Source organism: Novosphingobium album (ex Liu et al. 2023) (assembly GCF_029076845.1).
Classification (GTDB): domain Bacteria; phylum Pseudomonadota; class Alphaproteobacteria; order Sphingomonadales; family Sphingomonadaceae; genus Novosphingobium.
This window is the reverse complement of sequence record NZ_JARESE010000033.1, coordinates 1-22056: the sequence shown is the minus strand read 5'-3', so window position 1 is coordinate 22056 and position 22056 is coordinate 1. Positions and strand designations below refer to the sequence as shown.

Sequence of the window (22056 nt, the reverse complement as noted above, 5' to 3'; positions counted from 1 at the left end):
CGTGATCATGGACTCGCGGTTCACGCGCTTGGCACGCTTGGCGGCGGTGCCTGGCATGCTGCTCTTCCTCACCTTGCCCGCTCCATGGGCCTTCGCCCTGGTTCACACCGTCCGTTTGACCAGCACAGCGGCAATTGATGCTCGGGAAGGCTCTCAGCCCTTCGACATTGAGCGGCCCGCTGCGCCTGCCGACACTTGCAAGAACCTGGCTTTCCGCCTGCCCAGGCAAGAGCACGGCAGGGCGGCTGTGCCCGCCGACCTGTTGGCGTTGCGCGATTTCGGGCCCTCTGCACTCGACATGGGTTCCCCTGCGGGCTTTTCGATAGCGCCTGGCGGCCGCCAACTCGCCGTGCAGGTTCGGCAGGCGAACCCGGCGGCCAATGCCTATTGTCAGGCGATCCTTATCTTTGATCTGGCCAAGCCCAAAGCAGCGCAGCGCATCATCGTCATCGGAAATGAGCTCGCGCGGGCCAGCTTCACGCTCGATGGGCTCGCCGGGTTTCCTTCCGGCGGAGCCGTCGCTCTTACGCCCCGATGGTCCCCCGATGGAAGCTGGCTTGCGTTTCTCATGCAGGAGGCGGGCACAATCCGTCTGTTCGTCACGCGCTGCTCGGGCGGCATGCTGTTCCCCGTCTCGGGGCACGGTGCCAACGTCACGGACTTTGCGTGGTCGGCCGATGGCTCCGCAATCACATATGCCGATGACGAGGGGCTTCAGAAGGCGCGGCGTCGTCTCGCGGATCAAGGCCGGGAGGGTTATCTTTATGATGATCGATTCTGGATGCTCGCGGAGCCGCGGCCATTTCCGCGAGGCACTTTCGCAGACTCCGCCCGCGTGGCCCGCATGGCACCCGCCGGCCCTGGAACCAGCGAAGATGCAAGGGCAGACAATGGTCTTGCGAGCATCGCGCAGGCCGACGCCGACAAGGCATGGGTAGAATTCGATCCCAGCCCCCGATTTGCCTACATTTCGCGGCTCCATGTGCGACAAGGCGGGCGGGAAATCGCATGTGGCTACGCGACATGCACCGATGTCGGCGCGGCATGGCTCTTGCCTGGCGGAACTGATGTCGTTTTCCTGCGGCGGGAGGGCTTTGCCCGCGCCCAGACAGGGATCTACCGCTGGCATATCGATCACGGCCACCCGCGACGCCTGGCCAGTACAAGCGACGCCTTTGCCGGCTGCGCTTTCGCGGCGCATCGTCTCTTGTGCGGACGGGAGCGATCGGACCACCCGCGCGACATTGCCGAAATCGATCTCGATGACGGCCAAATCCGAACGATCGTCGACTTGAATCCGGAATGGGATGAGGTCGCACCCGCGCCAGTGCATCGCCTTTTCTGGAAGAACCGCTTCGGGCTCGAGGCGATCGGTGACCTCGTCATGCCCAGTACGACGCCAGCGGGCGCGGCCTTGCCCCTGGTCGTGGTGCAGTATGACACGCGCGGATTCCTGCGCGGCGGGATCGGCGATGAGTATCCCATTTTTCCATTGGCCGAGGCCGGGTTCGCCGTGCTCAGCATCAGCCGGCCGATGGACTACAACACGATGCTTGCGAGGTCGGGCCGCCCAGTGGACCAGGAGAAGCTCATGCGGGACTGGACCGATCGTGCCAGCGTGCACGATTCGCTCGTTACCGCCATAAAGCTCGTCCAAAGCCGCGTCGCCATCGATCCGGCCCATCGCGCCATCACCGGGCTGAGCGACGGGGCTTCGACAGCGACGTATGCCCTTATCCATTCGCGTCTGTTCAGCCTCGCCATCCTTGGCACATGCTGCGAAGATCCCAGCGTGACGACGACAGCGATCGGGCCCGCCTACGAGGCGATGCTCAAGGATTATCAGTATCCCTTGCCTTGGGATCGCAACAAGGAGAGCTGGGCCAAGATAAGCCTGGCGATGAATGCGCAGCGTATCTGTGCCGAAATTCTCATCGAAGCAGCCGATCGCGAAGCGCGGATGGCCCTGGCATCACTGGCATCGCTTCGCGCCCATCGGATCCCGGCTGAAATGTACATTTATCCCGACGAATATCATGTCAAATGGCAACCCGCCCATCGCCAGGCGATCTATCGACGCAACATGGCCAAGCTTATCACCTGGAGAGCGGGCGCTCCGGCGGCGTGTCCGCAATCTGATTGAGCACGGCGCTTCAGTCCCAGCACGAGATCCAGGCCTCGAAGTCGCATAGCCGGAGCAAGCGCCCATATTTGTCGGATTTCAGAGCACTATGAGGCTTGAGATGGTCTTCGATGGCGGGTCGATCGAGCAGCCCCTGCCGCTGCAAGCGCCCGCTCAGGAGCATTTCACGCATCAGGTCGCGGTTGCGCCTGAAAATCTCGCGCTGCAGGTGTCCCAGTCCACCCTTCGAAGTTCGCCACACCACCTCGTCCGGCAAATAGGAAGCCATCGCTCGCCGTACCAGCAACCGGTTGCGGCCCTCGCCGAGCCAAGCCCAGCTCGGTATCGCCAAGCAGGTTTCGACAAGTGGCTGCGACAGCAGGGGAAAGACAGGCTTGAGCAGCCGCGAGCGCCCAAATCCATTCATATTGAAGCAGCTATTGTAGAGCCCGAGTACATGTTCGCGCTTTCCCGGTGGCGTAACCGCGGGCGGCATTGGCCAGGGCGGCCGGTGCAACACTTCGTTCGCGCTCCAGGGTCTCGCCAGAAAACTGGTGTCCCTGCGCGCTTCAAGACCCGCGTGGCTGCGGCGCGCCTTGATCAGGCTCTTTCTCAAAACTTCCCAAGTGCCGCACTGGGCGGCGCGGGCAACTTCATGCACCACCCGGAAATACGCCGGCCCGAAGCCGCAGGCGCCGAGCACATCGGCCGCCGGCCCAGAACTTTGCAAATGGCAGAACACGCTGTCGCCGCCGCCGCCATTGACGAAAGCCCTTGCCTCCGGCGCGGCGAAGAGCGTGAGACGGTCGATCTCCTGGACGAACGATCGCGCGTGCGGGCGCGGCAGCTGGGGAGAGCCGCATCGCACGATATCGACCCGATCGGGATCGGGGCAATATTCGATGAGGCGCAATCCCAGGCGGTTCGCCGTGGTCCGCGCGTAATGGCGTTCATCGCCTTCCGTGGCGGCGCTGAAGAGATTGACCGGACACAGCGACACACCGCTCTGAGCGGTGACCGCGGCGATAATTGACGAATCAAGCCCTCCCGAAAGATCGAGAATGGCCCCGTCGAGGTCCGCAAGGCGCTTGCCGATGTACTCGAAAATGTCGTGATGAAGGCGGGCCGACGCTTCTTTGCGCTCGGCGATGACGCGATCATTCGCGGTGAAGTTCCACGGGTTCCAGTGGGCCGCGGTCGAAGGACTCTCGCCGCGCTTCCATCTCAGTACCTCGCCGCAGCGGATTTCGCTGATGCCAGCCACGCAGGTCCGCGATTCGGCAAGGTCATCCCATAGAAGCTGCCGTGCCATCACGTCCCAGTCGATCGCGCGCGCGCCGATGAGTTCAGCCAGAATCCTCGCGTCGGAGGAGATGGCCAGCATCCCGCCCAAAAGCGTGAAATAGGCATTGATCGAACCGAAGGCAGATCGATGAACGATCAGCGCATCGTCCTGGCGGTCAAGATGGATCGCCAGAAACGAGCCCCAGCACTCGTCACCCAGCGCGCGGCGTGCCAGGCAACTGGTCAGCGAGGCCGTGCTCTCATTTGAACCGTCAAGGCTGTCGCATGGCCCCGTGCGGAAATACAGATTGCCCACGACCGCGCTCGCCGACCGCTCGGTGGATTGGGTCCACGCCTCACGCGGGGCCGCGATCACCAGATCGTCTGCTTCAAGCGCGATGTGAAGACCATGGCGACGCGCAACCGGCCCCACCCGCCTTGCCTCCCGGCAATCTTCGCGCATCACGATCGCGGCGAGGTAGCGGTCGCTCATCTGATCGCCATGATCGGAACGAACAGACCGACCTGCTCGATAGTGTCGTTGATGAGCACAGCGTCCCGCTGCAACCAGCAGTGCGCTTCAAACGGATGCAACTTCACGCCAAAGCTCAGCGTGCAGGCATGACCATGGCGAGCAAGCAGCGCATGCAGCGCGAGCGCGCGGGGCAAGCAGCTGTTTCGCGGCATCGTAAAGCGAGCGGTCGTTTCGAATGCAGCGACAAGATCGGCGATCGCGCGCGATCCGGTCCTAGCCCCTGCATTCGCGCTGCGCCGGGCCACTGCGGCGAGAAGGCGTTCGAGCGGCATGGTGCGCAGCGATATCCGGGCGTAGACGAGCGCAACAAGCGCTTGGCCAATCAAGGCGCGGGAACCTCGCTCATGCCGCGCTAACGCGGCCAGTTCGCGATTGGCCAAAGTCGGCGCCGTCGCTCCAGGCAGAGGTCGGGCGTCGGGCGCAAACCAGCCCATTTGTGCAACTGTCTGCAGAATCGGGCCCGGGACGTTCGCGAATTCCTCTTCGATGAGAGCGCTCGCTGTCCGCGATGCCAGCGCAAGGTATCGGTTGCGCCTGACGTCGAGAAAAATGACCATCTCGCCAACGCGACAATGAAATACCCTGGGTGAAAGCATCGCAATTCCCCCTGCCAGCCACAGCGGGCCGGCGGCGATGGATCGCGCCGACCCGCGGGCCCGGCCTCAGTCGGCGAGAACGCCGAGCTGAATCCGATTTTGCGGGGAATCCGGTTGCACGGTTCCGAAGTTGCCGTGCGTTTCGCTGGTGACGGCACCGAGGTCGATCAGGTCCTCTTCGTCGTGCTCTCTGTCTTGGTTCATCGGTATGCTCCTTTGGGTTTGAGCCGCGTTGCCGCGACCCTCCGGAATCATCCTTCCTCTTGATGATATACCCAAGCAAATATGACACCAAAATGCGTCAATATATGTCCCGGGATCTTGGTTTGCGCGGAGCCTTAGATAGCAGCGACAATTTTTTCGACATTTCGCAAGCGGCGATAATGATACTGAACAATCGTCCGGCGAAGCGCTCGACAATTTCCTTGCCGGAAACACTGTTCGATGGCGTCAAATTCACGCCGTAGTCCAGACAATTGGATGGCCTCCGCCTTGCGAATTGGCCGCATGCGGTCGTTAAGCGAGCCGATTATTGCGACAAATTCCAGGTTTTGCGTATGACGCGCAAGTTCCAAAAACAGGCGGTCGGCCGGAGGCTTGAGGTCGCTGACCGGCGTGCCTGGCCATTCCGGCGATGAGGGTGCCCAGCGAGCCAGCATGGCAAGCGCCAGCGCCAGATTGATGTCATAAAGGTCGCGGGCGCGTTCGACATCGATCGTGCATGGGACGAAGCCTCCCCTGTCGGGCATGTCGACGAGGCCTTCGCCGACCAGACGCAATAGCGCTTCGCGCACCGGTGTGGCGCTGGTCTCATAATGCACGGCGAGCGCGCTGATGTTGAAAGTGCCGGATCGCCGCATCCCATCAAGAAGATCGGACTTGAGCGCGGCGTAGACCCGCTCGCTTGTTCGATGATCTGCCGTCATCGGTCGCTCCCGCCTGAGGATCCCGCCGATCGGTTCCACAAAAAACGGCATGGCGCCGCGATCGGCTCGAAACACCGGTGCCGATCGACCAACCGGACCGCCGCCTTCCGTCGCGCCCGATAGGCAAGCGAAGGCTTGGCCCAGGCGGCATCGGCAATGACCGATTGCAAGCGCGTTGCGCTATTCGACGTTCCGCCTGACGATACCCGCGGCGATGATCAGGTCGGCAAATTCAGCCAGAATCTTGTTCATCGCCTCCAGCCCGGAACTGGTCAGCGCCACGCTGTACGTGCGCTTGTCGCGCGGGTGGCGCAACCGCGTCACGAGGCCGCTCTCGACCAGCTTGTCCAGATACCGCAGTCCTGTCGATTGCGGCACGTAGGCTGCGGCGCATGCTGCCGTCACCGATGTGTTCGCGCCCGAATGCCACGCGATATACAGATCAAGCAGCAAGTCCCACGCCGGATCGGCAAAGGTCTCGCTCACGCTGGCAAGGTGCTTACATCTAAGCCTTCTCAGCTTGTAGGCGATCTGGCCCAGGCGCGCGAGCGTCTCTTCGTCCGGCTTGGCTGGCACACCGAGATGAGTCATGAATGCGCCATCTTTGAAACGACCAGGAATATTCCGGCATAGCCAGCCGCCGCCGCTGACGGTGCCGTCGGACGCCCAACCAAAGCAAGGCGACCATCGGATACGAGGTCTTGCCGATCAACCACCAGTAGGCGAGCGGTACAATCGCGGCATCGTAGCCCCTGGCGCCATGAGCCGCAACCGCGACCAATTGCATTCCAGCCAACCAAAGCGGCCAGAACCGGTCGGCAAAGATCGCGATTAGAGTGAGGGCGACAAGTAGTCCGACATCGATCCACAGCAGTGCCCATTGCACCTGGGCAAACGCGAGGGCGGCATCGATGTTGGTGCTCGCGGTTGCCACCATGGCAATGCACATCGATGCCGCCGCCACGCGTTCCGGTACGCCGCCTTGCCAGCCAGCATAGCCCGACACGGCAAGCATCAAGACGACGAAGAGAACAATCCCGACCAAGATGATGGATCACTTATCGTCTCTAAGCCCGCCGCGCCGCCGGTTCCAGGACGGCCGGAACGACGACGCTTTGCGGGGGCTTGAGGACGTCGCCGAAAGAGGAGACATCGATGCCCAGTCTGCGCCCGAGCGCCTCAAGTTGGCGATGACCGTCCGCCATGTGGCCGAGAGCCGAGGATACCATCATTTGCGCGCTGCTGATGGACGACAGGATCTGGTGACCGGCGACGGGCGAGATGTTCTTCTGTGTCTGGGCAGCGACCGCGGCCGTCGCGAGTTCTCCGCCCTTGGCGTAAAGTGCTTGCAACAGCTTTTCGTAAGCGTGCAGTTCCTCGACGAGCAGATCGACCGGGGTCGCGCTCGACAGCTCATTTTCCGATGAGTCGCGAGAGAACCTCGAGCCCGACGACGAGCATGCCAAAGCCGGTGGCGCAGGCGATACCGATCTGGCCGATCCAGAAGACGCGATAGAGAGGTTTGAGGTCATTGCCGTTTGCTCCGTGCGGACGATAGGGAAGCAGGCTTGTCCAGTTTGAAGACCGCCCGTCCTGAAATCGTTCTGCCTCCCCATCGCCCGATGTGCCGACCCCCAGTGTTTCGGCCCCCAATTTACCGGGGGAGCAGGTCTTCTCGTCATGGGCATGCAGGAGTTCCGCGGCATGCCGGCGATTTCGTGCGCCGAGCACCGCGATCGCTTCCTTGAGATAGGCATCGACAGTGCCCGTCCCGAGGCCGAGCTCCAGAGCAATCTCCTTTGAGGTACGACGTTCGTAAACCAGTCTCAGGCACTGCTGCTGACGGGGCGACAGACGTTCCAGTCGCTTCGCGGCATCAATCGACATGGCGCTTCATCGCGGCAGGGTCGATCGCAGACCATGGAACGTCGGCTCCGGGCAGGTCATGCGCCCGTCGCGAGCAGGACAGACCCGATCGTATCTCGTGTTGGCCAATTCGCGCTTCATTCCCTCGTTGTCGAATACACAGGCTCGTGTCGCAAGGCGGCGATGTCTCGCGAAAAGTCGGATTTCAAAAATCTCATAGCTGGTTGGCGCGTGGGTTGTCATCCCAGGCCGACTTTCTTCCTGTGCCCATCATCTTGTTGAAACGCTCGGTCCAGGGTAAAAATCGGTCACCGAAGAACACAGCGAGTTCAAGGCAACCGATATAACACTACCCCGAGCGGGCTTGCGATTTCACATCCGCAAGAGATCCCGGCAAGCACCTTTGAAGCAGCGACAACAGCTCATGCGGAGGAAGCAATGGAGCATCATCCCAAGGAAGCGACCGTTAACTTGATGGAACAGGCGCTGAAAGAGCTGGTGGACCAAGGGGAAATGATCGCGGCCGGTCATGTTCAATGGGCCATCGACATCCTCGTTAAATCGGAACGAGGGATAACACACTGCGAGCTCTCCGCGAACGAGGTAGAGGCGATCCTGGGCGGCATGTAGCAAGCGAAGTGCTCATGAGCTTCCAGCCACGAGGCAGCCATGAAGTTACCCTTGGCCAATATCCGATGAAGATGCCGCTCGGCGATGCATGCCAAGCGTTCGCGATCGAGCTTTATAGGTGGCCCAAGCCGCTGCTGCCGTAGTGTTTCAGTGGAATGGCTTTGCAGTGCGGGCGACGCGGTCCCTTGTCAGGCCGGTTCGACTTGGTGTCGCTCACGTCCCGCTTGCCCTCACTCGCCAATCGCTTCCGGCTCGTCGGATGTTGAGGAGATCATTCCTACCGTGACCCGCCCGAGGGACTGCAAGGAGTTCCTCCCATGACCGTTCCGCTTCTCGCGCCGCGTCTGACAGGTGGCTTCTCTCGTCTTTGGTCGATCGCAAGTCTTGGGCTTTGCATCCTCGGTGAGACGACAACCGTTTACGCGCTGGCGAACGACGCTGTCGTATGGGCAAGCGAGGACCAATGGGTTTGCACAGTGGGCGAGGTCGCGCCAGGACTATGGAACCCAACAGTTCCAGCCGATGACAAGGTCTTCGCGGAAAGAGCCGGCAACGGCATTACGATGGCGGCTTCTGGAGAGTTGACGTCTCTTGCTCACAAAAAAGGGCGCAAATTGTACACACAAGGGGGGAAGCACTGTTCGTGACAGGTTCGAGCCCCCGATGTGCTGACGCTGCGACTATTGTCGTGACGATCAGCTATGGATTTCTTCCAGAGAGGAAACCCTATCGCGTCAGATATCGGATTCAGCGGAACAACGCCGTTATTGCCGAATTCGAAGACTCCATCGATATTAGCGACCAACCAGAATACCCTGGCTCAACTCGCAACCAGTTCCGGATTGTCGAAGATGCGCGCAGGCGTGCGCAGTAGATCTACGACATTATCTTCTGATCTTCCGAGATCGACTTGTCGAAGCGCACCGGCGACATCGAGAGAAAGCCAGAGGTTCGACAACTCCTATTCACCTATCGTCCATCGAACGCCCGCCGAGTGATCCACTGGCACGCACTCAGGGCTAACGGGTAAGAGCGCGGCGATAGCCCGCCGCGCGTGCCTGCGCTTCGGTACGGAAGATCTCTTCGGGCCGGGTACCGTCGTAGTACGGCATCCCCGGCAGGTGGTAGATCCACTCGCCTTTTCGATTGCGGTTGCCCTTGATGACACAGCCGCCGGAATCGGGCTGGGCCGCGCTCGCCACGCCGGCCGCACTGGGACGACGCGAGGGAATGGCCGTGCCATCGCGCGAACGCTTCTGGTCTCGATGCGCCGCCCGGTAGTCGGAAGGCATTTGAAACTCGGCGTTCCAGATACCAAGATGCAGGGACCGCGCGCGACTTTCGGCCGGAACATAGAGGTCGCTGAACTGCGGCAAAGCGACAGCAAAGCCCGCCTCGATCATGACCCTTCCAAGATCGACACCTTCCGCCACGCATACCGCGACAATGCGCGAAAAGGTATCGGTCGCCTTGCGCTCACATGTGATCTCTAGCCCGTCGACGAGCGATGCCAGGAGATCGGCCGCATCTTTGCCGCAGGACCAATCCGCACCATCGCGGCGACAGGTCTGGCCTTTCTCGGGGGCGTCAATGCCGAACAAGCGAATTCGCGCGCCGGACATTTCGAGCGAATCGCCATCCACCGCAATCGCCTTGCCCGAGATGATCTGGGCCTGCGCACCAAAGGGGATCAGAAAAGCCAGTAAGGCCAGTACGAATCTCATGGGGCAAGCCTAGAGGCCACGGCTTACCGTTTTCTTATAAGTCGCCGACCAAATGGCGTACCGGATGGAAGAACATCGATCATGCCTCGCCAGCGCTGCTTGACTACCCTATGACACCATCATGGCCCTACGTCTCGAAGCCGCGATCATCGCCATCTTGATGCTGGCGCTCGTGGGGCGATTGATCGTCGATCTGTTTTTATCATAGCCTCCCAGGCCTGTGCGCAAGTTGAGCCCATAGGCGCGCCGGCCGGGGCATCTGGCCGCGCGCGTGGCTGCTAGGCTCGCCTAGGACTTGTCGGTGGGGGAATTGGCAAGGAACGGCGCCGCCCGCAGTAATCCCATCAGCAGGGTCGGCCAGAAAAGTGTCGCGTAAATGTCTCCCAATGTGTCAGTCCATCGCCAGCTCCCGTGGGTCAGTCGATCGAGCGTTTCATTGCCAAATTCAGCCAGCGCGACGATCAATAGCGGCGTCCAGGCCTTCAGCGGCTTGCCGAGAAATATCGCCGCTTCAATCCAGATCGCCATGCCAACACACAAGTGTACGAACTTGTCCTTGCCGGGCGCGGCGTTGGTGAACGCCTCGACGATCCCTCCGTACCACGCAAGGAATTCCGTCAAAGCATGCTGCATCGCGGCAGAACTAGACCATGCGCGAAGTTAGTCCACGAAAATCGGTTGCAGGGGCATGCGGCATGTTGTCCCGGGCCCTACTTCTTTGGGCGCGGCCGTCCCCGCGGCCGTGCCGGCCCATGGCGCGCGCGATCGGAATGCGGGGATTTCCATTGCTTCACTTCGTCGGCGCCTTGCGCGCTCGCGCCGCGAGCACCGCTCGTAAACCGTTGGAGCTGCGCTCGCTCGTTTTCGATTGTCGCGCGTCCCTGCGCCTGCGCGGCCCGAACCTCGCCGTGCAAATCGGCGCGATCGTCAACCGGGGATGCATCCATGGGCGGCCCGTTGAAAACGCCTCCTGGCAGGGCCGGGAGTTCCGACCTGATTGGCAGCGTGCTCGGCCTGCTGACCGGAGCGACACCGGCAAGAACCAGTTGATCCTCGATCTCACCGCGCAGCACATCTCCATAGCTTGCGACGAACTTTGCCTGGAGCGCCCGACCTTGGCTGCTCAACTGGAAGCTCATGTCGTCGAAACGCACCGAGCCGTAGAAATCGCGATTGCGCTCGATCTCGACAATGCCCCAGTCGCGATACGCCTGCGAGAGGTTGAGCGAGCCAGCAGCAGTGCCGCTGCTCAAAAAGGACGCCTGGCTCTCGAGTCGGCTGGCGAGCTCCTCGGCGCGGCGCGCCTCCCGGCTATAGGTCTGCGCTTCGGTGAGCGAGGCATTCATGCCGCTCGCCAGCGACGAAATCGAGGAACTCGAAGACGTGGTCACGGTGCGGACGAATCCATCGCGCGTGTTCGACCAGTTGCGCGTGTCGGATGTCTGCGAGAGACTGCCGAATATGCGCGAACGGTCTTCGGAAGCAATGCCGATATCGCTGTCGGTCCATGTCCGGTTCCCGCCGCCCTTGATGCCGACTTTGGCTGATGCGATCCCGTTGGTTACGCCCGCGCTGGCCCCAGCTTCCCCGCCGAGAAACCATGCAGTGGAGATGTCATCCGCCGCTCTTCGCGAAAGACCGAACTGACGCTGCAGGTTGGTCGATGCCTGGTCAACCTCGTTGAACGCGGTCTGGATACTGTCGGAGTTGGAGGATCCGGCGGCGCTCTCGAGGTTCGACCCGCGGCTGAATTGGCTGCGCAGCTCGCGGAACCTTGTGACCGCGCTGGCGGTCGATTGGGTGGCGATGTTGGCATAGCCTTCGCTGTTCGAGCGGGCCTGCGATGCCATCGTCGACAGGCGCGAGGTGAACTCCTGCCCGAGGCTTGGAGTAAAGGGATAGCTGGAGTTGGGAAGCTGATCGTAGCTGGCTTCGGGAAAGCTGGTTGTCATCGCCCCCGTGTCGCTGAATGTCCGGTTCTGGGCCGCACCAGAGGTGAAGCTGGGCGCGATCGTCCCTTGCGCGAACTGCCGCGCAAGGACGCTCGAATTCTCGAAGCTGGTATTGCCCAGCGAGACGTTGCCCGTGCTGGCCTCGCGCGCCGCTTCCTCGGCGGCATTCTGGCTCGGGTTGAGGTAGCTCGTGGCGTGGTGCGAAATTGCCATGGCGCCCTTGGCGACGCCGCCCGCCAGAAACGGGACCGAGGCGATAAGATAGCCCGCCAGCAGCCCGATATCGCTGTTCACATCGGCCATGCCGGTAAAGCTTGCGAGGCTGAGACCGTTTTCGCCGGCCACCGCGCTCATGTCCGCCGCGCCCTTGGACATCAGCATCATGTGCAGGATGACGAACAGCGGTCCCCACGCCGCCAGGTAGAAAAAACCCGTCACATAGCCCTTCAATGCCAGTGGCCCTGTCTTGGGCATCAGGAACAGCGGGAACAGGACCGGAAACAGCGCGTAGAAGAGCACGGTCAGCACGACGTTGAGCAGCGGTACCCACTTCATCGCGTTGCTGGCGATCGAGCTATAGGTGCGCTCGGTCTGGATGTCCGCGCGCGTCTGGGAATAGACGTCGACACTCGACGCCCCGCTGCCGCCGGCCATCGAATGCATCGCCTGGCTCATCGCGTTGATCGTCAGGGTCTGTTTGAAGATTTCGGTCGCATTGGCCGAGACGCCGCTCAGATATTGGTAGGCCACCGGCAGGTCGGCGAACAGCTTGGCCTTGGCGAGCGCCGCCGTCTGGTTGGGATAGAGCTGGCGGCCGAAAACGGTTCCCATGTCGTCGACAAGGCCCGCCCACTGATTGTTCAGCGCATCATAGCCTTCCCGGCAGGTCACGATATTCGAGGTTACCTGGCCGGACGTCGTATCGCGGGTCAGGAAGCGCTGCGCCCGGGCCTGACTGCCCGGAGCGATCGTTGCCCATATGTCGTTGGATTCGGCGAGCTGCTTCATCGAATAGCGGCCGAGCAGCACATCGTAGAAGACGCATTGCCGGAAATGCTCGTCGAGGTTGGCGGCAAATTCCGGGTCGGAAATGCGCAAGGACCGCGTGGCATCGTAGAGCCTGGCGCCGTAGATCATGCCGTTCTTCGAGTAGTTGAGATCGCCCGGCAGGGCGAACACCACCTCGGCCGAGCCGGTCAGGTAGTCGCCGACCTGGCTGGTGAAGCTAGCCATGAGCGCAAGCCCCAGCGGCACGTTGCTGACATTGGCGGGAGCGAGGCCGGGGTTGAGCCGGTCGGTCACATGGACATCGAGCCGCGGCACCATCAGGCACGAATAGATCAGCGTGGCGCCCAGGAACCAGTTGATCCAGGCCCGCCAGTCCTGATTGAACGCCAGCGTGATGGCGGAAAGGCCAAGCCCCATGACCATCACGACCTGCAGGAGGCTCTTGTAGCCGCCATTCCCCGTCCAGGCCGCGACCGCTTGAAAGACATTGACCAGGTAATCGCCGCCGCCCACCGTGAAAATCTCGACCATATTGCTGGGCTCCCGCCGTTCCCGGCGCGCTAAAGGGGGATCAGTGAGTAAGGGCGCGCGATGTCAGCCCACGCGACCAGTCGAGCGAGGCGGCCATGCCCGGCGACATCGAAGCGGCGAGCACGTTCTCGATGAACGCCGTCTTCTCGATGATCTGCATGATGGCGCCCACCTTCAGGTGCGTGTTCGCCTGCCGGTCCGCGAGTGCTTGCCAGACGATGTTCACCTGGCCCTGCCACATGGCGATCTTGGCTTCGTCCGCGGCAATAAAGCTCGACATCGAGCGGCCCGCTTCGCCGACGATCCGGTCGAGGAGGGCGAACAGCAGATCGACGCTGGCGATCTCCGCGAGCGTTTCGCGATCATCGGTCGGCATGCCGCGGCCATAGGCCGCCTGGACGGTCAGGATCTTGTAGAGCGGGATCGAGGCGACCTGGAGCAGTTCTTTTTGCGCATCGGTGATCGCTGTGTCGTCATGGATCGCCTGCACCATCCCGGTAATCAGGGCCGCAACGCGGGGGCGCAGCGCCTTGGATGCCGGAAGGCTGAGCGACTTGAAGCCGGGATCGAGACACTTGTCGGGCTCGTCGCAGTCGAAGATCAGGACATTGCCCCCGCCGCTACTACCGCTTGTGCCATCAAGCAGGGAGGTGACGAGCGTTGAGGACGCTTCTCCGACGATCGGCACGAACTTCCCCGGCTCGTCGTCCTTGGGCGGGACATAGATGATCGTGCCCAGCAGCGTCATCGCATATTCGGCGAGTTCCTTATCGAAGGCGCCGCCAGGCGAGAAGAACGCGGACTTCTTGAGGATCGTCCAGGTATAGTTTCTCGCCACGGCGGGATTGACGTCGTCGTACTTGCCCGAGCCTTGCGCCGTGGTGCTCGCCCGCTGGCCCTTGGTGCCGCAACCGTGCTTGGCGGCGGCATAGTCGCTGAAAATGCCTTCGGAATTGCCGATTGCTTCGCAGATCGCCTTGTCGGCAAGATCGCCCCTGGGCCAGATCCCCCCCACCAGCCCCTGCGCCATCTCGCAGGAGTTGATGTTGAGGTTGTTCATGAGCTGAGCCTTCTGGCTGAACTCCTGCATGATCTTCGAGCATTCCGGGCAGACCGTGTCGATGGCGAGGCTGAAAGCGAAGCCGACCGCATTGTTGGCGACCGCCTTCAGCATCGCGACGAGCTCGCTCGCATTGATGAAGCTGAAGGACCCGGCAAAGATGTCGATGCCGCCGCAGCCTGCGCGGGCGCGCGGCAGTTGCAGATTGGCGATGCTGGTCGTCTTTTGCGGGAAGCGCGTCCAGACATTGCCGAGGCTGTAATAGCCGGCCGACTGTCCCTGGAACGCGGTCGGTCCATTGACGTTGGCCGCGCCGCCGACATCGTTCAGGAACGAATCCATCGAGCTGCCGACATCGGCCGATGCGCCACATAGTGGGAGGGTGGCCGCGAGGATCGCGGCGACGGCACATTTCATGCGCATTGGCGCGCATTGCTGACGCCAAAAACCGGTTCCCACTTTTTGGCGCGATGCTTCAGTAGTCATGTCCGGCTTCCTTCGATGTGAGGAGGTAAATACGGTCCTGAAGCTCGTCGGCGCTCATCACGCCGTAACCGATCGGGATGGGCTGGCCTTTCAGTGCATCCCAAAGCACGACCGCCGGCGTGACCTTGGGCTCGAGCCCCATCCGGCTGCGCTGGTTGGTCTCGACCGTGTAGTTCGGGAAATGCCGCGAGGGGCCGCCGTCGGTTGAAATCGCGCGCACCGTGATGTGCCAGCTCGAAGCGACGCTCTGCACGACCGGCGACATGACTTCGCAGGCCCCGCAGCTCTGCGCGAAGAAGTAGAACAGCCCGTAGCGCTCCGAAAGCTGCGCCATGACCGCATTGCGCTCTGCGTTGCGCGCGTCCTGCCACTGGCGCTTGCCGAGCGTCGAGACCGGACGCTGGAGCGTGTAGTCGAGATCGGGATCCTGCCAGATCGCCCGTTGCCAGACATCGCTGAACAGCGATGCCCGGTCGAGCTGGGCGCGCTGGAAGCGGATATAGGCCGTCACATTGGCCGGCGTCGGCTCGAGGATCGCCTTTGCTTTCAGTTCGCGCAGGTTTGCGGTGATGGCATCGAGCTGGCTCGTCGCGCTGTGGGCAGGCTCGGATGCCTCCTCCCACACTTCGGGCGGCCTGGGCTTGGTGCAATAAAACCAGTATCCGAGGCGGCGCTCTTCGCAATAGAAGCTGTCCTGGCTGTCGCTGGTCGTGACCAGCGGGGGCTCCTGGCTGCGTACCGGAGCGCTGTGCGCGCCTGGAACAGCGATGAGCAATAGGCCGGTGGCAAGCCGCCGCCGGGCGGCCTTACTGGCTGGCGCGGGCATAATAGTCCTCGATTTTCCGCTGGATTTCGGTGGCGGCCTCGAGCTCGTCGGGCAGGCGAGCAGCCTCGGTGAACTCGGCGTAGACTTCGCTGAAATCCATCTTCGAGAGATCGAGCCGTGAAAACTCGTCGATGGTGAAGCCAAGGCACTGCTCGCGCCTGGGCTTGTTCCAGGGCTTGCTCAGCTGCTGGCGGCCCTGTTCCTGCAAGATGCGGGTCAGCCTGGATTCAAAGCAGCAGTAGACCTTCTTCTTGGTCACGCACACGCCCAGGATCTTGTCCGAACAGTACGTGCCGACATAGGCGCACAAGCCTTGGGCATCGCGCTGGTGGAGCAGGATCTCCTCGCGGTCACAGCCCAATGCCACGAGCAGGCTGATCCCGGGAATGAGCGGGAAGCCTCTGCCCTTGCAGCAATTGACCACGCCGAAGACCTTGGAATGGCAAGTCTCGCGCTCCCCCTTGAACAAGGTCAGCGTGTCGGGATCCCATTCGCGCCGGGCCTGCCCCATCGCGTTCAGCGCGACCACCGCGTCCTTGAACTCGTCGTTGGGCTCGCGCTCGATCGTCTCGCACGATCCGTTGATGCAATAGACGTCGCCATCGCAGATGAACTGGTCCGCTGCCTTTTGCTCCTCGGGCAACGCACATTCGTATGCCCGCTCAAAAGTGCGGCAGGGTGTCTCGTCAGTGATGCATTGCTCGCTCACGACGCGGCATTCGGGCCTCGCGGCCAGTGGTTCGCAGTCGTTCGCCGGCCTATAACGGTAGCAGGAATAGTCACGTCGCCAGGCCCAGCAGGGCTGGGTAACCTGAACGCCATTGACCATGCGGGTCACAGGCGAACTGTCGCTGCAGGTTTCGACAAAATCGACGCACATCGCGTTTGCGTCATGAGCAGCGCAGCCGCTCTCGTCGCGTGCGGCGGTCACCGTGTGTTCCGCGATGGCGGCTTGGGCGATCCAGCCGGCGATCTCGGATGAACAGGTATATTCATCGATCGGTTCGCCGGGCCCGGCGCATGCCTCGGTGCCCTCGGAACTGGTCGTCGCTTGGACGCACGCCCCGGGATGTGATCCCGTCCGTGCGCAGATGCCGGCGGGAAGCCCCGCGCAGCCGGGAGATTCGCCGGAGCCGGACGGCGAGCAATAGTAGAGGTAGTCGTAGGTCGTCTCGACGTTGACCTGGAGCGGGACCGTGCAACTCATCGGATCGGGTTCGAGTTCATAGCCGGTGTTGCAGGTGGCGCGGTAAGTGCCAGGGGAGGCGCTGCCCGGTGGCAGCGGCACGCAGCGTCCCTGGGTGCTGGTGACGCTCATGCCGCTCGTGTAAGAAAGCGGATCGTCGTTGATGACATTGCTGCGCGCCACAACGGCGTCGAGATCTTCGGGCGCGAACCGGGCCCGATGATCCATGGAATCGCGCATGGTCCGGTATCCGGTGTTCGCCGCCGCCTGGCTCGCGGCCTCCCGCGCCATCCGGTCGGGATCGTCGAAATGGCTTGCCTCGCTTGGAACGCCCCCGAAATTGGGAATGCGGCTTGCATCCGGCTCGGTCGTCGCCGCGCCCTGCGCTGCGGTCGCCTTGTCGCGCCCGAACGCCTTGCCATCCGCCTTGGCGGCATCGGTCGTGGTCTGGGCACAGACGCTTGCCGGCAGGCAGGCGCAGGCGGCGAGGCACAGGATGGGGAGGAGAAGCCGCTTCATGGCGCGCTTCGCCCAAGGCGGGCAAGATGTTGGGAGGCGATGAGGGCACCGGGGCCGCCGCCCTGCGCGAAGGTTTCCAGCGCATAGGATACGCTGACATTGCCACTCATCCGGTCGTGCGGCGGAACCTGGGTCCGGCAATCGAAGCCATCGCACAGATCGAAGTCGCTGCCGGTCACCACATAGGTGGGGACCGCCTCGATCCCGAAGGCGCGAAACAGGCGCGGGTCGATGCCGACAGCATCAAGCGTGCCGCCGTCTTGCGCGATCTTCGAAAGCGCCGCGGTCAGGGTCGTGGCGCTGCCCTCCGGCAGCCCGCGAAGCACGACGACACCGCCTGCACGGGCAACATCGTCCGCCATGGTGCGCAAGGCCGCCGGCGGCATCGAGAGCGAGGCAAAGGCGATGAAGCGGGGCGCTTCACCCAGACCCTCGCTGGCTACGGTGCCCGCATCCGCCACCATCTTGTCGAAGTCAAAGACGTCCTCGCCTTCTCGCCGCGCGGATCTTGCCGCCTGCTCGGTGTAGCGCTTGCCATGCGCCTGCGCTGCGGCGGCGCTGTCATTGGCTTGCCTGAGGAGCGCCTCGGCGCGCGCGCGGGCACTGGCGGCAAGCGCGTCGGCTTCGCTCGTCTCGACCTTGGCGCGGGCGCGGATGGCTTCCAAGTCGAGCTCGGCTTCGCTCGTCTGCGCCGCGGCGCCCGCCATGGCGGCCGCGCCAGTGATCGACGCGATTACAAGGAGATGACGGATTATTTTCATAGCGCGCAGCAGTTCCGTTTGCGCCAGACCAGATAGCCCATGTCCTCGCCGATGGCGGGATAGACTTGGGTCCCCGGCATGAAGGTGGTGGAGGCGCCGAGGGCTGCGCAGGCGTAGCGGCCCCTGGTCTGCGGATTGGGATTGGTGGCCTGGAAGCGGTATTGCTGCTTGCGCATCACCGGCATCAGGTACTTGCCGCAAAGCCCTTCGGCTCCCATCGTGCCCCAGGCGACGAGTTCACGGTGGAGCTTGTAGGAGAAGCGGGCGAGAGCGAGCCGCGATGCCTGGACATGCCCGATTGTCGCCGAGACATTGCCATTCAAGGGATACATGCTGCCCTGGCATCCGGCGCACCAGAAGAGTTGGTCGGTCGCAAGCTTGGCCGTCGCAGCAACGCAGTCGGCCGCGCAGGCCGCAAGCGCGAGCGGATTGGTGAAGAGCACGCTTTCCGGATTGATGATCGCGGTGAGTTCGCTGTCCTGCCAGAGCGGATCGATCTCGGTGATGTAGAGAATGTCGACCGAGCCCTGCTCCAGGCACAGGAAATCGGCGACGATCTCCATCCAGAAGATCAGCGGATAGGCGTACCAGTGGACGTGCCACTGCGAGTTGTACTGCGTCGCGCCGCCCACGGCCGAGGGCCCCGCCATCGACTTGAACCCGATGTCGAAGCCGGGATCGAGCTTAATCCCGCCGAGATTGACGAAGCACCAGGGCTTCATGCTGACGTCGGCAAGCCTCACCGGCTCCCAGAAGCCCATGGCGATGCCGGGCCGCAATCCGCAAAGGCAAACCGGAAGCGGCGGGTTGCTCGTGTCGGGACGGCTCGAGGGCCAGATCTTCAGGCCGCCAACCGAGATCGGAAACAGGCACGACCAGCAGATGTCGGTGATCGGATTGACGAACTTGCCCGTGCAGCGGCCGGGACCGGCTGATGCCTGCGCAGGTGAAGCCGCAGCAAGGGTGAGACCGAAAAAGAGGATCGCACCGCATAGCCATGTGAAAAGGCAGCTTTTTGTTCTCATGACGATGCGCGCGCCTCGGGGCGAACCGGCTGCTCGGTGATGATGAGCGCGCGGCCCTGCTGCTCGACGATGGCCGGCACGGCGCGAATGCCGAAGTGCTTCACAAGGCTGCCGCCCTGGTCGAAATAGAAGCGGCGCTGGCGGGCCTTCATGATTTCGAGCGGTGCGCCGCGCACGAGGATGAGCTTGGCCTTGGTGCTGGCATAGCGCCGGGTCGCCCAGGCAAGCTGATCGGGGTCGTCACCGTCGAGGAACACCAGCGGCACTCGCAATGGCACGGTGTCCAGCGGATTGACGCGCGTGCCGGCCGCGACGATCACCCGTCCCTTGTCATCGGCAATGTCGCGCTCGACGCTGATCGTTGGATCGAAACGCCAACTACGCGCCGCCGCCGCGGCACCAATGCCTGTGACCGGCTCGGGGCGGTTGACCCGCGCTATCGTACGCCGCGTCAGCTCCTCGCCCAGCTTGGCTGTCTCGCCGGTCTTCTCGAGATGGGTGAGACGGGCATGGATCTGTTCGAGGAGGTCAGGCTCGATCACGGACCAGACCGTGCCGTGCTGGCCATAGTCGCGCGCGCTTGCCGGAGCAGCGACCAGCAGAGCGGCGAGGAGGAATGGGGCGGCGCGCAGCGGTGTCACAGGATCGGCCTCCCGACCCCGAGAATGCGCCTGGCGCAGATCCACCCGATTGCCGCATAGCGGCTGTCAAAGCCGTCCTTGTGCGCGGTCGTGACGAAGTAGCAGCCCGCCGGCACAATGCCCGTCGGACCGAGCGCCAGCGGCTCGCCAAGCCGGCTTGCACGCTTGGCCATTGCGACTTTGCGGCCATTGATGAAGAAGCTGCGATCCTTCTCGGTCACGACATCGCCGGGCACGCCGCTTACCTTCTTGCCGAAGGGCTTGGGCTTCTTGCCGAAGTGCCTTTCGAGCAGCGGCGAAGCCGGAGGATCGAACACGATGATCTCGCCGCGCTCCGGGAGCGCGCCACGTGTCAGCCAGATCGCCCAGCAAGGCAGGCTCCGACTGGCGTTGATCATCAGCGCATGATCCTTTGCAAAGGTGCTGAGCGACGTGAGCGCGAGGGCGGCCGCGCCCAGGCCGGCCCACAGGCTAAGCCGACGCGCCGTGAGCGAGCGGAGGACAAGATCAGCGGCGCGCATCGGGCATGGTTCCCACGCGGCGCGCTACGTCGGCGCGCACGTCTTCGGTGAGATCGGGGGTGCTGCCGGCCACCACCGCTTCGGCGACAAGGACCGTGTGGCCCTGGCGCCCCAGCTGTTCGACCGACGCTTCGACCGCCTGGAGATAGGCCTGGACCCGCATCTTCGTTTCGTCTGGCGGCCGTCCGACGCGCGCTTCGGCCTCGATGAAATCGCCCATGATGCGGCTCAACTGGACGGTCACCAGTTCGCGCTTTTCGAGCGCGAGCAGCTTGTCGGTCGCCCAGATGCCCCACAGCGCCGAGCCGACCATGCTCACGCCGATCGCGGCAGTGGTCCACGTGACCCCGCCCATGCGGACGCGCAGGGTATTTGTTGCCAAGATGTTCCTCACGGCTTTTCCTCCGAGAGTTCGCGCTCGAGATCGTTGATGAAGCGCGGCAGGCGCCAGACCACGACGAGCGTCGCGACGCCGATGAGGACGAACTTGAACTCGCCCACGAATCCGGCCTGGCGGCCCTGTTCGGCACCCAGGAAGCGCTCCGAGATATTCGCAAGATGCGCGAAGAAAACCCCGGCATCGCCGCCTGAGATCATAAGGACGAAGAGCAGCGGGAGCCCGAGCGCGATGAGATAGCTCGAAGCAAGGAAAGTGCTGCCGCGAAGCACGATATAGCAAAGATCGGCGGCATGGACGCGCCAGCCTTTGGCCGCCAGGTCGAGGCTGTCGCTGTCGGCACGGGCATCTTGGACCCGGTCGATTGGTTTAACGAAATGGAGTGGCATCGGTTTTGGGTGTCCTTGGATGGGGGGAGAGGTCAGGTCCGATTGGCAAACGCGATCCGCTCGATCGCGTCCGCGAGCTGGTGGCCTCGCGCGATTTCGGCATCGATCGCGGCAAAGGTCTGGGGCGAGCTTGAGAACAACGTCGCTGAATAGGCGTCGAGCACGAGCCGGCCGATGGCTTCCGTCTCCGGGCCCTTGATGAAGACCTCCGAATAGTCGCTGCCCGAGCGCTTCAGGCTGCGGATCAGGGTCTCGGTGCGGTCGTCCATGTCGAGGCGCTTCGACGCCTTGAAATCGGCGATCGTCTCGGGCTTCTGCTGGAGGATCAGCATCCAGTCGCTGTTCTCGAGCGCGGCTGTCGCCCCATCGGACTTGTAATAGTCGTTGAGTGACTGCGTCGCGGTCGCCAGCGCCCCGCCATATTTGCGGCAAGTGCGCGCATAGGTCTCGACGAACTCGCCCATCGAGCCGCCCTTGAGCATCGACCAGGCCTCGTCGATCAGCAGCAGTTTCCTCACCGAGCGCGGGCTTCGGGTCATGGCCTGGCCGGTCATGAACATGATTGCCGAGAGCACGACGCTGCGCAGTTCCTCGCGGGTGGCAAGGTCCGACATCTCGAAGACGGTAAAGTCAGTGTCGAGATCGAGGCTCGCCTGGCCCTCGAAGAAAGCACCATAGGTGCCGCCATTCATGTAGGGCGCGAGCGCGGTTGCAAGATCGCTCGCTGCATCATTGCCGAGACTTGCCAGTGCTTCGCCGACGCCGGTGATCGAGGCATTGACGCCCCGTTCGCTCCAGACTGTGTTGACCGCCCGGTCTATCAGGCCGCGCTCGGTATCGTTGAGCTTTGCGCTGTGCCGCGCCATCTGGCCGACGATGGCCTTGACCATGCCGAAGCAGTCGAGCCGGTAGTCCTCGTCGTCGGCCGCCCGCTCGCCATCGATCATCGAGAACGGATTGAGGCAGAAGCCCGCCTTCATGGTGAACTCGACGAACCGGCCGCCCTTGTAGCGCGACGATTACGGAGTCCGGTCGGCGTCAATTTTGATGGCCGATAGGTGGCCGCGCCGG

Annotated in this window: 23 protein-coding genes and 1 pseudogene; 3 read left to right on the top strand and 21 right to left on the bottom strand. The window is 62.9% G+C overall.

From position 1 onward, the window contains the following. The first annotated feature begins 55 nt into the window (after positions 1-55). Entirely contained in the window at positions 56-2143 is a 2088-nt protein-coding gene (locus tag PYV00_RS11150) for an Atxe2 family lasso peptide isopeptidase (protein WP_275228347.1), read from the top strand. Positions 2144-2153: 10 nt separating this feature from the next. On the opposite strand, the gene PYV00_RS11145 is transcribed toward PYV00_RS11150, so the two are convergent. The 8 genes from PYV00_RS11145 to PYV00_RS11110 all read right to left on the bottom strand — a co-directional run bounded on the left by PYV00_RS11145 (position 2154) and on the right by PYV00_RS11110 (position 7350). Further along, positions 2154-3899: an asparagine synthase C-terminal domain-containing protein gene (locus tag PYV00_RS11145; protein WP_275228346.1), complete on the bottom strand. Its 1746-nt coding sequence runs from the start codon at positions 3897-3899 to the stop codon at positions 2154-2156. Further along, positions 3896-4498, bottom strand: a complete 603-nt coding sequence (locus PYV00_RS11140) for a lasso peptide biosynthesis B2 protein (protein ID WP_275228345.1) — start codon at positions 4496-4498, stop codon at positions 3896-3898. The genes PYV00_RS11145 and PYV00_RS11140 overlap by 4 nt, the downstream gene beginning before the upstream one ends. Before the next feature lie 105 nt (positions 4499-4603). After that, entirely contained in the window at positions 4604-4741 is a 138-nt protein-coding gene (locus PYV00_RS11135; protein ID WP_275228344.1) for a benenodin family lasso peptide, read from the bottom strand. 134 nt (positions 4742-4875) lie between these two features. Next, positions 4876-5463, bottom strand: coding sequence for a GntR family transcriptional regulator (locus tag PYV00_RS11130; RefSeq protein WP_275228343.1), 588 nt, complete (start codon positions 5461-5463; stop codon positions 4876-4878). A gap of 180 nt (positions 5464-5643) precedes the next feature. After that, positions 5644-5949 (bottom strand): MarR family transcriptional regulator, encoded by a 306-nt coding sequence (locus tag PYV00_RS11125; RefSeq protein WP_275228342.1) that lies wholly within the window; start codon positions 5947-5949, stop codon positions 5644-5646. A gap of 19 nt (positions 5950-5968) precedes the next feature. After that, positions 5969-6508, bottom strand: coding sequence for a hypothetical protein (locus PYV00_RS11120; RefSeq protein ID WP_275228341.1), 540 nt, complete (start codon positions 6506-6508; stop codon positions 5969-5971). A gap of 22 nt (positions 6509-6530) precedes the next feature. After that, a complete protein-coding gene (locus tag PYV00_RS11115) occupies positions 6531-6815 on the bottom strand; it encodes a hypothetical protein (protein WP_275228340.1) in 285 nt (94 codons plus the stop codon). A 61-nt stretch (positions 6816-6876) separates the two neighbouring features. Further along, entirely contained in the window at positions 6877-7350 is a 474-nt protein-coding gene (locus PYV00_RS11110) for a response regulator transcription factor (RefSeq protein WP_275228339.1), read from the bottom strand. A gap of 417 nt (positions 7351-7767) precedes the next feature. On the opposite strand from PYV00_RS11110, the gene PYV00_RS11105 reads away from it, so the two are divergent. Then, positions 7768-7959, top strand: coding sequence for a hypothetical protein (locus tag PYV00_RS11105; RefSeq protein WP_275228338.1), 192 nt, complete (start codon positions 7768-7770; stop codon positions 7957-7959). 317 nt (positions 7960-8276) lie between these two features. Then, the gene (locus PYV00_RS11100; protein ID WP_275228337.1) at positions 8277-8606 is read left to right on the top strand and encodes a hypothetical protein; all 330 of its coding nucleotides are present in this window, start codon (positions 8277-8279) and stop codon (positions 8604-8606) included. Positions 8607-8978: 372 nt separating this feature from the next. Here the strand turns inward: PYV00_RS11100 and PYV00_RS11095 are convergent, their stop codons facing one another. From PYV00_RS11095 to PYV00_RS11035, 13 genes and pseudogenes are all read right to left on the bottom strand, one after another. Further along, positions 8979-9683 (bottom strand): thermonuclease family protein, encoded by a 705-nt coding sequence (locus PYV00_RS11095; protein ID WP_275228336.1) that lies wholly within the window; start codon positions 9681-9683, stop codon positions 8979-8981. A gap of 288 nt (positions 9684-9971) precedes the next feature. Beyond that, positions 9972-10316, bottom strand: a complete 345-nt coding sequence (locus tag PYV00_RS11090; RefSeq protein ID WP_275228335.1) for a hypothetical protein — start codon at positions 10314-10316, stop codon at positions 9972-9974. Between the two features lie 77 nt (positions 10317-10393). Further along, positions 10394-13174 carry a conjugal transfer protein TraG N-terminal domain-containing protein gene (locus tag PYV00_RS11085; protein WP_342803808.1) on the bottom strand — a complete coding sequence of 927 codons (2781 nt, stop codon included), beginning with the start codon at positions 13172-13174 and terminating at the stop codon, positions 10394-10396. 40 nt (positions 13175-13214) lie between these two features. Then, positions 13215-14651, bottom strand: coding sequence for a conjugal transfer protein TraH (locus tag PYV00_RS11080; RefSeq protein ID WP_275228389.1), 1437 nt, complete (start codon positions 14649-14651; stop codon positions 13215-13217). Positions 14652-14709: 58 nt separating this feature from the next. Next, positions 14710-15546, bottom strand: a complete 837-nt coding sequence (locus tag PYV00_RS11075; RefSeq protein WP_275228333.1) for a conjugal transfer protein TraF — start codon at positions 15544-15546, stop codon at positions 14710-14712. Beyond that, positions 15527-17251, bottom strand: coding sequence for a conjugal transfer protein TraN (locus PYV00_RS11070; RefSeq protein ID WP_275228332.1), 1725 nt, complete (start codon positions 17249-17251; stop codon positions 15527-15529). Before PYV00_RS11070 ends, PYV00_RS11075 begins: the two co-directional genes overlap by 20 nt. Then, positions 17248-17958: a type-F conjugative transfer system pilin assembly protein TrbC gene (trbC, locus tag PYV00_RS11065; RefSeq protein ID WP_275228331.1), complete on the bottom strand. Its 711-nt coding sequence runs from the start codon at positions 17956-17958 to the stop codon at positions 17248-17250. The genes PYV00_RS11070 and trbC overlap by 4 nt, the downstream gene beginning before the upstream one ends. A 50-nt stretch (positions 17959-18008) precedes the next feature. Continuing rightward, on the bottom strand, positions 18009-19037 hold the full coding sequence (traU, locus tag PYV00_RS11060) for a conjugal transfer pilus assembly protein TraU (protein WP_275228330.1): 1029 nt from the start codon (positions 19035-19037) through the stop codon (positions 18009-18011). Then, entirely contained in the window at positions 19034-19678 is a 645-nt protein-coding gene (traW, locus tag PYV00_RS11055; RefSeq protein ID WP_275228388.1) for a type-F conjugative transfer system protein TraW, read from the bottom strand. The genes traU and traW overlap by 4 nt, the downstream gene beginning before the upstream one ends. Then, positions 19675-20199, bottom strand: a complete 525-nt coding sequence (locus tag PYV00_RS11050; RefSeq protein ID WP_275228329.1) for a S26 family signal peptidase — start codon at positions 20197-20199, stop codon at positions 19675-19677. Before PYV00_RS11050 ends, traW begins: the two co-directional genes overlap by 4 nt. Continuing rightward, a complete protein-coding gene (locus tag PYV00_RS11045; RefSeq protein WP_275228328.1) occupies positions 20186-20581 on the bottom strand; it encodes a TrbI F-type domain-containing protein in 396 nt (131 codons plus the stop codon). The genes PYV00_RS11050 and PYV00_RS11045 overlap by 14 nt, the downstream gene beginning before the upstream one ends. 8 nt (positions 20582-20589) lie before the next feature. Beyond that, positions 20590-20985 (bottom strand): hypothetical protein, encoded by a 396-nt coding sequence (locus PYV00_RS11040; protein ID WP_275228327.1) that lies wholly within the window; start codon positions 20983-20985, stop codon positions 20590-20592. A 32-nt stretch (positions 20986-21017) separates the two neighbouring features. Continuing rightward, a pseudogene (locus tag PYV00_RS11035) lies at positions 21018-22004 on the bottom strand (type IV secretory system conjugative DNA transfer family protein); the annotation flags it as partial. Between the last annotated feature and the right edge of the window lie 52 nt (positions 22005-22056).